Annotated in this window: 7 protein-coding genes; 3 read left to right on the top strand and 4 right to left on the bottom strand. The window is 40.5% G+C overall.

The window, feature by feature from the left end; genetic code table 11:
- Both H4J41_RS15590 and H4J41_RS15585 read right to left on the bottom strand, forming a co-directional pair.
- The gene (locus tag H4J41_RS15590; RefSeq protein ID WP_182137075.1) at positions 1-765 is read right to left on the bottom strand and encodes a hypothetical protein; all 765 of its coding nucleotides are present in this window, start codon (positions 763-765) and stop codon (positions 1-3) included.
- Positions 762-1,253: an RNA polymerase sigma factor gene (locus H4J41_RS15585; protein ID WP_182137074.1), complete on the bottom strand. Its 492-nt coding sequence runs from the start codon at positions 1,251-1,253 to the stop codon at positions 762-764. The genes H4J41_RS15590 and H4J41_RS15585 overlap by 4 nt, the downstream gene beginning before the upstream one ends.
- A gap of 121 nt (positions 1,254-1,374) precedes the next feature.
- Here H4J41_RS15585 and H4J41_RS15580 point away from each other — a divergent pair, with 121 nt between their 5' ends.
- Positions 1,375-2,733: a S8 family serine peptidase gene (locus H4J41_RS15580; protein WP_182137073.1), complete on the top strand. Its 1,359-nt coding sequence runs from the start codon at positions 1,375-1,377 to the stop codon at positions 2,731-2,733.
- Here H4J41_RS15580 and H4J41_RS15575 read toward each other — a convergent pair.
- A complete protein-coding gene (locus tag H4J41_RS15575) occupies positions 2,730-3,647 on the bottom strand; it encodes a hypothetical protein (protein ID WP_182137072.1) in 918 nt (305 codons plus the stop codon). The genes H4J41_RS15580 and H4J41_RS15575 overlap by 4 nt on opposite strands.
- A 60-nt stretch (positions 3,648-3,707) precedes the next feature.
- A complete protein-coding gene (locus tag H4J41_RS15570) occupies positions 3,708-4,877 on the bottom strand; it encodes a hypothetical protein (RefSeq protein ID WP_182137071.1) in 1,170 nt (389 codons plus the stop codon).
- Between the two features lie 467 nt (positions 4,878-5,344).
- On the opposite strand from H4J41_RS15570, the gene H4J41_RS15565 reads away from it, so the two are divergent.
- Together H4J41_RS15565 and H4J41_RS15560 are read left to right on the top strand one after the other, a co-directional pair.
- The gene (locus tag H4J41_RS15565) at positions 5,345-7,381 is read left to right on the top strand and encodes a S8 family peptidase (protein WP_182150457.1); all 2,037 of its coding nucleotides are present in this window, start codon (positions 5,345-5,347) and stop codon (positions 7,379-7,381) included.
- A 260-nt stretch (positions 7,382-7,641) separates the two neighbouring features.
- The gene (locus H4J41_RS15560; protein WP_182136242.1) at positions 7,642-12,198 is read left to right on the top strand and encodes a hybrid sensor histidine kinase/response regulator; all 4,557 of its coding nucleotides are present in this window, start codon (positions 7,642-7,644) and stop codon (positions 12,196-12,198) included.
- Positions 12,199-12,331: the final 133 nt, after the last annotated feature.

Genomic DNA, 12,331 nt, shown 5'->3' with positions numbered 1-12,331 from the left:
TTATTGTTGCTCAGTTTGCCAGTTGTTTGCGATGGCTCGTTGTTCTTGAGCGCTGTCCATAGCGGGTCCATTGATCATCACGTCTATAGCGCTATCCAGTTGCGCCTGGTTAGACGCGGCGCGGTAATTTTGTGTGTTTTCAGTAATTTTTACTTTTTCGGTAATTTTTAACTGCCATAGGCCATTTTCTTTACAAGCAATATTAACACTCGCCGTTTGCTCGCTAACGCGCTGAAATTGGCGACAGTAATCACCGGCACGGTTAGTAAAACTTAAGTTGGCTGTGATCTTATCTCCTTGCGCTATTGACGATATTTCGCCACTTCGCTGCTGATCTAATACTTGTGTTATACCCGCAGTAAGCACTGTCGGTGCTTGTTGAGACTGCATTAAGGTTACCGTACCTACGCCAAATAACATGGCAACACCAGCGGCCAATGCATAAGGCTTTTGTAGGCTTTTATTGAAGTTTTTCCAAGCGGATAAACTCACGACATTTTTCGCTGAGTCAGCCGCTGACTCAGTCGTTTTTCCTTTCGCTATTTTTTTATCGATGCTTTGCGCTAATGGCAATAAATTATCTGCCATCGGTGTGCTATCAATCACAGAAGCATTTTCTGCCACCCAGTGATCCGCTTGTGCTAAATCCGCTAAACGCATCACTAAATCGTCATCGCTTTCCAGCGCACAGCGAATCTCTTCCATGGCTGCTTCGCTAAGTTCAGCATCTATAAAAGCACTTAACATTTCATCGCTGATTTTCATGCGTCTGCTCCTAATCTTTCAGGCTTTATCATATCTAATAATGCGCAGCGCGCTCTTGATAATCGACTCATCACAGTACCAACAGGGATTTCCATTGACGACGCCACTTCTTTATATGACATACCCTGTACCGCCACTAAAGACAAAATAGCGCGTTGTTCGTCGGGTAAAGTATTCATCGCGACATTAACTTGTGCGAGCATTTCTTTGCTGTCGAATGCTTGCTGTTCATTCACGCTTTGTGGTTCTTGCAGTTCAGGTTTAAGCACTGCATTCTGCCTGACTTTGCGCGCACGATATTCGTCAATCCAGACATTGCGACAAACCTTAAAAGCCCATTTGTTGACATCTACTTCATCAGGCACACCTTTTTTCAGTATTTTTTCTAACGTTATTTGCACTAAATCGTCAGCATCTGCGGCATTACCGGTTAATGAGTAGGCAAAGCGTCTTAGCATTGGTAGTATATTTTCAATGGTATTATTCATGTTTTTTACTCCTCTCTACTAAGAAGACGTATGTAAAAAAATTTTATTCCATAAAAGGAAATTTATTTTCAGTTGAAACGTTTTATTAACTACACGCTTATTTTTGAGGCTCAAGATTAACATGAAAACCTTAGCTTTTACCGCCATATTTATTGCTGTTTTCAGTACATTATCATCTGCCCAGCAATTGCCGGCAGGCGGTGTTTTAGGACAAATTAATACCATAGACGGTACCGCCCGCGACATTACCCGACAACTCGATAGACCGCCGCTACTAGCACCTTTTGAATTAAGTCACTTACCCGACATTAACAAGGTTAGCACTGAGCCACTTAACGCTTTGCCTGCCACTTTAGCGATAACCACCAGCGCAGGTAAAAATCTGTGGCTTGATGTCGAAGTAGAAAGTGGCTTTCGAGCTGTTCAGCGACAATGGCTATTATTAGCCGACGATAGCAGTAAAAAACGCTTAATTGAGCATGGAGCGCTGATTATTACCGAGTCGCGATATGCGGGTTTGGGTATGGCGCTGCTGCGTTTTAATGTGCCCGAAGCTTTAGACTCGAAGCAAGCGTTAAGCCAGATACTCTCAACGCAAGCCGCGCTAAGTTTAGCTAGAAACCATATTTATCAAGCACAAAGTCAAACAAGTCAGCCAGAAAATGAAAGTTTACTCCGTCATCACATCGACAATGAAAAAGTAACGCCACTAAGCCGCGTTAATCCGGCTTGCGAATTAGCGGTAAAAGTGGGTCTGGTTGATAGCGCAATTGATACCAAACATAAAGCCTTTAAACACGCTGATATTACCGCGAAATCTTTTTTACCTGATGATTTAGCTACCTCGTTGCAACACGGTACCGTGATCGCCAGTTTATTGGTTGGCAAAACCACACAACTGGTGCCACTGTTACCGCAGGGTAAAATATATTCCTCGCAAGTATTTTATCAGCAGTCAGACTATGCCCAAGGCGCGACGCTGTCAGCCATCATCGCTGGCGTGAACTGGTTGTTAGAACAAAACGTGCAAGTGATCAATATGAGTTTAGCGGGGCCGGACAATCAAATTTTGCATAGCGTACTAAGCGCCGCTATCGCAAAAGGTGCAATCGTTATCGCCGCGGCGGGTAATGAAGGGCCGGCAGCTCCGCCTATGTATCCTGCCGCTTATCAAGAGGTTATCGCGGTCAGTGCGATAGATAAACATCAACAACCGTATCGTTGGTCAAATAGAGGTGACTATGTCGATTACTCAGCGTTAGGGGTAAATGTACTCACAGCGCAAAGTGGCCAACGTGTAGGTAGGGAGTCAGGCACATCGATTGCTGCCCCATATGTTACAGCAACCTTAGCCTGTTTAGCGCTAACTTATGGTAAGAATAAGCAGAATTTATTAGATAAACTAAATGATTTAGCGATAGATTTGGGCCCTAAAGGTAAGGACCCTATTTATGGTGTGGGCGCGATCTTTAGACCTTAAAATTGCGCTTTAATAGACAATGAAGAAAGGGTTTGGCTGTACGTTTGGCTATCAAGTTGTGAACGGTAATCGCCATATTCAAGGTTGCTGACCAACGCGAGATATTTATTGAAGTCTAACTGCCATTGCGCGTGAAAAATGTTTCTATGTTCATCTGCCTTTGACTCAAGCTGACTGTCCATATTCTCATTACCATAGGCTTGATAATCTTTCGATTGAAAACGCCAGCCTATAGCAGCTTTTTGCGCTAAACCAAATAATTCAAACTTTTGCGAAAGCTTAGTACTCAGCCCATAACCATTATAATTAAACTTAGGGTCTGTAGCCGTTTCCTTACCCGCACTCACCCCGAGCATAAACATAGTGTCACCGTCGTTAAGAAAATGGAACAGCTCAGCACTAGCACCAAAAGCGTCGGCATTGCGGCTAGTGATCACGGCAAATTTTTTACTTTTAATTTTTGCACTGGTACGTAAAAATGTTTCTGGTTGCAGAAAAGTGCCTAGGTAAATACTGGCTTGGTGAAAGGTTAAAAAGCTATCGCCGGCTAATTGGGCCTTAGCCCCATCATAACGCAGGCCTAAATCTTTTTTACGCCATTGATAACTAGCATCAAGACTCACTTGATGTAAGGTTAGGTCGAAGGCATCAAACTCATTATAATCTTTTTCATTATAACGATATGCCGCGCTTATTTTTGCTTTATCATTAACTTTCCACAAACCAGTAACTGCTGCTGTTTTTTGCAGGCCACTGTCACCTTGTGAAGAAACCTCATCAAGCTCATCAACACTGAGTGCTGAATTACTAATTAGACCTAAAGAAACTTCGCCGTTAACCGACATAGGCTCTGATGTTGCCGCCATTAAATGTAGACTTAAAACACAGCTTAAACCACTTAATATATATTTCATCTTAACTACCTCAAATAAAAAAAAGTGCCAGGGCTACTGGCACATTCAACATGGCAACAATTACCAAGCTAACGCTAAATCGCTTGTTAAGGTACTAACCACTTCAGCAGCGGTTGCAGCCGCCAACTCGGTGTTAATTTGCTCAGTAACCGCACTGGTAATTTGCGTATTAAGGTTTTCACTGATAACACTTTGCGTACTTGAGGTGATTGCATCTTCAACATTGGCATTAATCGTTTGCTCAAGCGCTTGCGAGGTTTGTGCTGCCGCATCTAATGCAGTGATGTTTTGAACATTAGCTATTTCTTGTAGGGAAAGTTGCTGAGTTATTTGCGAAGTGTTAGCAAAAGACGTTGCGCTATCAAGCGTAGGGTTCAAGGCAACATTTTCAGGTGCTGGCATGGCTTCACTCGGCATAGTTGCTTCAGACCCTACTTCAGGCTCCTCTGGTGCAGCACTTTCTGCTAGCGCTGGAAACTCTGCGCTTGTCACTTGAGTAAGTGACTGACTCAAACTCGAAGCTGTATCTAATGCGCTGATGTTTTCAACATTAGCCATTTCTTGCAAAGGGAATTGCTCAGAGGGCTGTAGAGTGGGTTGCTGAGAAGGCTGCAAAGATAATTGCTGCGTTAATTGTGAAGTGTTAACAAAAGACGTTGCACTATCAAGCGTAGGATTCACAGCAACATTTTCAGGCGTTGGCATGGCTTCACTCGGCACAGCTGCTTCAGACCCTATTTCAGAGTTTTCAGGTGTATTACTTTCAGCTAATGCTGGAAACTCTGCGCTTGTCACTTGGGTAAGTGACTGAGCCAATGTTGCTGCTGTAGCTGAAGTGACATTGATGTTTTTTCCAGCGTCATTTGATAAACGAGTTATTAACTGGCTATTGTTATCAAAGGCTTGCGCTGTGCCAACATTCGCTGTGTTATTTGACGACTGTGCTGTTGATTCGCTTGGTGCAGACTCTGCTGTGTTTTCTGCTGCGTTCTCTACTGTGTTCTCTTCTTTACTATTCGCCTTAACTTGCGTATCGCTCTGGGCTGACGTGTCTGATTGTGTCGATATTTGTGTCGCATTATCAGATGAGTCAACTTGCTGAGATGCCTGAGTTTGTTGGTTTATGTTGGTGCTTTGGCTAATTTCAAAATCAGCAGCTTGCGTAATACTGACCCAACAACTCACGCCACTTAATACCAATACTTGTGCAATTTTATTTAATGTAGTCATATTTACTTCCTCTAATGTCTGTTTATATTTATGTTAATGACACTGAGATAACGGATGACGTGAGGTGTTTATTCCAACATAGTTGAAAACTATTTTTAAAAACTAAATTTAAAATATTTTGATATTAATTATTTCATCAACTTACATACTTCGTGAGTTTTATAATTATAGCGGCTATAAGTGTATTTAAAATTTCATCAGATATTTTCACCCGATGTGATGCGGATCTTATTTTACTAGCAACATGATTTAAATAACAAAAACAATAAACCACCTCTTACTTGAAATAAATGACTGTAAATCATTACCGTAAACATTCAATAATTACCTTCGCTAACTTCAATTCAAACATGTCATTTATTTCAAATTAAATTAAAGCACTTAAAATCAGTTACTTGGTTTATGGCTCGAAATTTGCAATAATATTGATAATAGGTAAAAGATATAGATATTTAGGAAAATGACATATGAAGCTAAAATATATTCATAAGAGTGCCATGCTGTTAGTTGGAATGTTAAGCATTTCAGCAATACCTTTCTCCGCTCACAGTGCTAAAAGCTTATTAGATCCCGTGGTTGAACGCCACAACGAAGTGATCATTCAAGGTAATGATATTTTAAGTGTTAAGAAGATTATTGGTGATGTAGGTGGACTTATCACTCACGAATTGTCATTAATAAACGGACTTGCTGTAAGCGTAAGTGATACCGAGTTAGCGACTTTAAGATTATTTGAAGGCGTTATTACCATCATTAAAAACGAAGCAGTTTTTACCGCCAGTGCACTTGATAACTGTAAAGTTTACGGCAGCCATGTCGTTGAAATGTCAGCTAACAAAATCCGCTGGAATATTTATAATGCCAAAGACCAAAAAGTAAATTTCAATAAAATGACCTTTAATTGGCCTGCAGGATTAGGCAATATACGTACACTTAAAATCAATGGTCTTCCTGTATTTGTTAGCGTAATAGCAGATCAAAATGGCGAGTTAGTACTTAATGCCGCGGATATTCCTGCCACTGCATTTTTAGACGCTTATGAAGATGCGACGGTTGAATTAGCTTTTACAAATAATGGTACTGATAGTTACATGCACAACGATTTTTCGATGGATGTGAGTTTCGCTGAAAATTGTGACCGTGAATTGGCAAAAGGTTACGAAACTCAAAGTATTGATGGTGACAGCAACACCTATTACGTCAATATTATTGGTGCAGATGCATTACACAATATGGGTATTACCGGTAAAAACGTTACTGTAGCCGTAGTCGACAGTGGCCTTTGGGGTGCTCACAAAGCATTAAACCGCAATACTTCGAACCGATCTAGAATCAAAGCAGCATACGACGCTATAAACGGCACTGAAGTTTCGCCTCATAAAATGACCGATGAAAATATTCATGGTACTCACGTAACTAGCATTATTGCTAACAGCGATCGTGCGGTTGAGCATGGTCAAATGACTAGTCATTATCAAGGTGTAGCACCTGATGCTAACTTAGTGGTGGTAAAAGCTATTCATCCAGACGGTCACAGTACCTATGCTGATGCTATTCGTGGCTTACAATATATTGCCGATAATCACGAAGCGTTAAATATTCGTGTTGTTAACTTGTCATTCGGTGCGCAGCCCCGTTCAAGTTATTGGCAAGATCCACTTAACCAAGCGGTTATGGCGTTATGGGAAAAAGACATAGTAGTAGTAACATCTGTGGGTAATACTGGCCCTAGTGCCATGACAGTTGGCGTTCCTGCTAACGTACCTTATGTCATAAGTGTTGGTGGCATCAGCGATAACAATACCTTAGATACTAGTGATGATAAAATGTTGTCATTTTCATCTCAGGGTCCGACACATGATGCCTTTGTTAAGCCTGATTTAGTGGCCCCAGGTGGCCATATGTTTAGTTTAGGTAATTCAACAATGCAAACTGCCATTAAATTTCCACAGTACTTAATGGCTAAAGACCGATACATGATGTCAGGTACTTCACAGTCTTCGGGTGTGGTAACCGGCATAGTCGCTTTAATGCTACAAAATAACCCTAACCTAAGTGCTAACGATGTTAAATGTCGACTATTAGGCAGTACTAGCATGGCACAATCACCAGACGGTACACTTGCTTATAGTCCTTTTCATCAAGGCTCAGGCAGTGTTAATGCTATCAAAGCCGTAGAATCAACACTACAAGCTTGCGCTAACAATGGCATGGATATCGTAGCTGATTTAAGTGGTGAGCAACACTATACAGGCGCTGCTCGTCAAGACGCCGATGGTAACTACTACATTCAAGGCTTCGAGTTTGAAGTTTGGGAAGAAGGCTTTATTTGGAATGAAGGTTTTATCTGGAATGAAGGTTTTATCTGGAATGAAGCATTTATGAATACTGAAGGTTTTATCTGGAACGAAGGTTTTATCTGGAACGAAGGCTTTATCTGGAACGAAGGTTTTATTTGGAATGAAGCTCAATTGAACCAAGAAAACTTTGCAATTAATGAATAAAAAATAAATCATTAAATAAGGTCCGTTATGAACTAAGTATTTGCTTAGGATATAACGGACTTTTTATTTGCTTTTAAGAAATTAACAGTGCATTGCTTCGCTTAATTTCAACTGCCCAATTTTCATTAATTTTTTTAATAGCCATAGCTCGTAGTCGGTTTATATTACTGTAAAAAATCAACTGTAAGTCAGTCTAAAGTTTGGTGTTTTACACGCTTTGGGTTAGTCTATTTCTAAATCAGAATATATGTAATTTAAGTATGTTAAAAAACACTATTTATTGCCTACTATTATTATTTGTTTTTAGTTTCAAGCTGCATGCTGAACAAAAAGCTAATTTTATTTTTACCTCCGCAGCACTTAATCAACAACTCTCCCAAAAAAGCATTCGGCAAGTCTTTCAAGACAGTACAGGGTATTTATGGATTGTCACTCAAGAAGGGATAGCCCGCTACGACGGCTATGAACTAGTAAAGTTTGTCCATGATCCCCGTAAACCTGACTCGCTGAGCTCCGACAATGTTCGAACGATAATCGAAGATAATAGCAATCGTTTATGGATAGCTACTGATGGCGGTGGTTTAAACTTATTTGACGCGGCTAAACAAACTTTTACCCGTTGGCAAAGTAGCACTCTATCTAGTACTACACTTATGTCTGATCGTATACAAAGTGCTATGTTAGATAAAAATGGTGATATTTGGCTAGGTTATAACAGTGGTAATTTTAGTCGTTTTCAACCTGATAAAATGACTTTTGAACATTTCGATACCCAAGCTTTACTTCCTGATCTCGATAAAAACACATTTATCACTGCGTTTGTCGAAGAATCGAATTTTATTTGGCTCAGCACTAATGGTAACGGACTACTAAAACTAAATAAAAAAAGTAAAAAACTAGAGCGTTTTCATACTGGTTCAGACACGCCATTTTTTAGTGATCGTTTGACCAATTTATTTATCGATGGACAACAGCGCTTATGGGTTACTAGTGCCGATAACGGTGTTGCTGTTGCTGACCCGCAAAGGCTAAAATTTACTTCTTGGCAGCATAATGAAAATCATAAAAACAGCTTACCATCAAATCACGTATACACGGTATTTCAAGATCAACACCAGCGTATTTGGATCGGAACTGATAAAGGTGTCGCCATATGGAACAAGCGAAATAAATTTGACTCCTTTAATACGGAAGATGGATTAAGTAACAATTTAGTCCTATCCATTTTACAAGACCCAACAGGGTTAATGTGGTTTGGTACCTTTAATGGCCTAAGCAAAAGTATTGAAGTGCCTTTTCAACATATCGATACAGGCTTGGCCAGCAAGACTATCTTAGGCTTTGCTGAAACCACATCTTCAAGCGGAGAATCAGCAATTTGGGTTGCCACTTATGCTGGCTTAACACGCTTAAATAGCGATGGTGAAGTGCAACAAATTATTAATAAAGACAGTGTTCCTGCATTACCTGATGACAGAGTCATGGCCGTGCGCGGTGACGATAATATTTTATGGTTTGGCACCCGCGGTGGTGGCTTAGGTAAGCTCGATGTCGATACTGAGCAAATTAAATATTATGTAAACGACCCTAAGGGTCCTAAAAGTTTAAGTTTTAATGGTGTTATTAGTATATTTAAAGACAAAGCAGATAATATTTGGGTTGGTACCTTTGGTGGTGGTTTAAATTACCTGCCCCTCGGCAGCGAAGAATTTATTCATTTTCGCCATGATGAGAATAACCCCAGAAGTCTCAATAATGACAGAGTATTAGCAGTTGATCAGTTAGTTGACGGTACCATGGTCGTTGGTACCGTAGCCGGCATTAATTTACTTGACCCTATTAGCTTGGATTTTGATCATATCGAACACCAACCTGATGACCTAGATAGTTTGTCGGCGCCCATGGCTTGGGCCTTTTATCAAGATAACAAAGCACAGTTATGGGTAGGCACCCAAGGCGGAGGGCTCAATAAATGGTTACCTCAAGACATTACTGGTTTAAATAACAAGTTCACCCATTACGACAGTTTAAGTGGACTACCCAGCAGCCATATATATGCAATTTTAGACGACGATAATGGCCATCTATGGCTCAGCAGTACCGCTGGCTTAACAAGATTAAATAAACAATCAGGGGCAATGCGACATTTTAATAGTTATCAAGGCTTAAAGGAAAATGATTTCAGCTTTGCTGCAGGTTTTAAGGACAGCAAAGGAAATATGTATTTTGGTGGTAATGCTGGCGTTATACGCTTTAATCCTGATGATATTAAAGACAGTAAAACAATCCCGCCTGTGGTACTGGTGAGAATTAAAAAACTCAATGAACAAGTATGGTTCGATGTACCTTACCAAGAACTCAAACATTTGGAATTGGATTACAAAGACTATTTTATCTCATTTGAGTTTGCTGCACTTGACTATAACGCACCCAGTTTAAATCAATATAGATACCAATTAGAAGGGCTTGACTCAAATTGGATCGAGCTTGGGAACAGGCGACTTGCAACATTTACTAACCTACCTGCCGGCGATTTCACCTTGAGAGTTCAAGCCAGTAACAACCAAGGGTTATGGAATACTGTTGGTGTATCACTACCGATCACGGTATTGCCGCCACCTTGGAAAACCTTTTGGGCCTATAGTTTGTACTCTCTAGCAGTGATGTTGATGCTACTTTATTTCATTTGGCGATATCGACAAAAGCGGCTACGTGAAATGCAGCAAGTAATAAAACTAGAAGAAAAAGTTGAAGAACGTACCAAAGAGCTGCGCCATGCCAATGCACAGCTTGAAACTAGCATGGAAGAAACTGACAAAGCCAGGAAAATTGCCGAACAAGCCAGCAAAGAAAAAAGTGATTTCTTAGCCATTATGAGTCATGAAATACGCACACCGATGAACGGCGTGCTGGGTATGACCGAAGTTTTGTTAAATTCAGACCTAAAACCCAAACAACAACATTTTGCGCAATTAGTCTATCGCTCAGGTGTCTTGCTACTTGATCTGCTAAATAACATCTTAGACTTCTCTAAATTAGAAGCAGGTAAAACGACCCTAGAGTCGGTACCAGTCGATCTTGAAACGATAGTAGAGGAAGTGTGTGATTTATTCAGTGAATCTGCCTACAACAAAGGACTGCATATCAATGCCATCCTAGCCCCAGAGTCATTACCTTATGTATACGCCGACCCAGAGAAATTGCGCCAAATCATTGCCAATTTAACCAGTAATGCCATTAAGTTTACTGAGCGTGGCGAAGTTAATGTCAGTATTAAGCGCGTGCCATGCTCCAAAGCGCAAACTGGTCAACAAAACAACGAGGCACAACTTAGTAGTTTTGAAATTAGTGTAGAAGATACCGGTATTGGTATGGCACCAGATCGTCAACAAAAAGTATTTGAAATGTTTACACAAGCAGACGCCTCCACCAAGAGAAAGTATGGTGGCACCGGCCTTGGCTTAGCTATCTGTCGACAAATATCTACCTTAATGGGCGGGAATATTAGTGTGCAATCGAATCTAGGAGAAGGCAGCCGTTTTAGCTTCATATTCGATTTACCGACAGTGGCTAATTCGGAAATCGAATATGAGCCCATAGCTGATTGTCCAACGGTGCATTTGATCAACCTTAATGGCGGTTTAGGCACTTCAGTTGCCAATATATTGCTAAAATTAGGCATTAAATCAGTACAGGTAAAACGGGTTAATGCTCAGTTGGCTTCCGCTAAAAATGGTCTTTGGATTAGCCTTTCAGAGCACGAAACAGCCATTACTAACGCAGGTATTCCACTGACAAACTGGATCTGCTTATTACCTTCTTCACAATGGCAAGAGCATGACAAACGCAATATCTTACATTTGCCAGTACATTTTTATGACCTGATAAACACTTTATATCGAGCCTTGGGAATCAAAACCCATAATCAACAAACAGGTAAAAACAACCACCGTAATCATCAGATATTTGTTGCCAATATTTTGGTGGTAGAAGACAGCTTAACTAACCAAGAAGTAGCAACAAGCATGCTCAGAATGCTAGGTTGTGAAGTATGGCTAGCAGACAACGGTGCGGAAGCCGTCGAGCAAGTAAACTTAAGACAACCTGATTTAATCTTAATGGATTGCCAAATGCCCATTATGGACGGTTATGAAGCCACGGTTGTCATAAGAAAAAACTGGCCAAATATTCCTATTATAGCGCTAACGGCTGGTATGGGTGATGACCTACGCCAACAATGTTTAGACTCAGGCATGAATGGTGTAATGACCAAGCCATTTTTATTGCGAGAACTTGAACAAACACTTTTACACTACTTAGAAGCGCCTAGTCATCCATCGGTAAGTGATCACGATAGTACAGACGAATTATATTTACAGCATGTATCGTGCCCAGCTAATGGCTCAGATGACCCTGTAGCATTAAGTAGTAAAGACTTTGAAACTGAAGCTAATCCAGAAGCTGAATTAATTGATATGGACACTGTCAACACGCTTTTAAAAATTGGCAAGGCTAATGAGAGCAAACTCTATAATCGGGTATTGGATGGATTTACCCAGGAAGCTGACAAGTTGATTCAACAGTTACTAGCACAGCTAAAAAGTGAACAAGTAGATTTAAATGAGCTAGTTGACATTGCCCATGCTCTGCAATCCATGTCAGGAAATTCTGGAGCAAAAGCACTGTATGAGTTAAGCATAAACTTAGAAGCTAATGCAAAGCAAAACCTGACTGCAGATATTGATATGATAGCGCAGAAAATACAGGCTACTTATATTATTAGTTGTGAGAAGCTGGAGACATTTAGACAAACTTAATTGAGGCTATAATTAAGCTTGTGCTAAGTGGGAATAAACTGATTAGACTTAGCATAAAGTTGACATTACTCGGCAGGCTTTGATGAGAGCATGACGACTACTCGACAGCAATGCAGGCTAAGTTTCCCTAGGT

This window comes from Colwellia sp. MB3u-45, from assembly GCF_014077005.1.
Classification (GTDB): domain Bacteria; phylum Pseudomonadota; class Gammaproteobacteria; order Enterobacterales; family Alteromonadaceae; genus Cognaticolwellia.
This window is presented reverse-complemented; position numbering and strand designations above follow the sequence as displayed.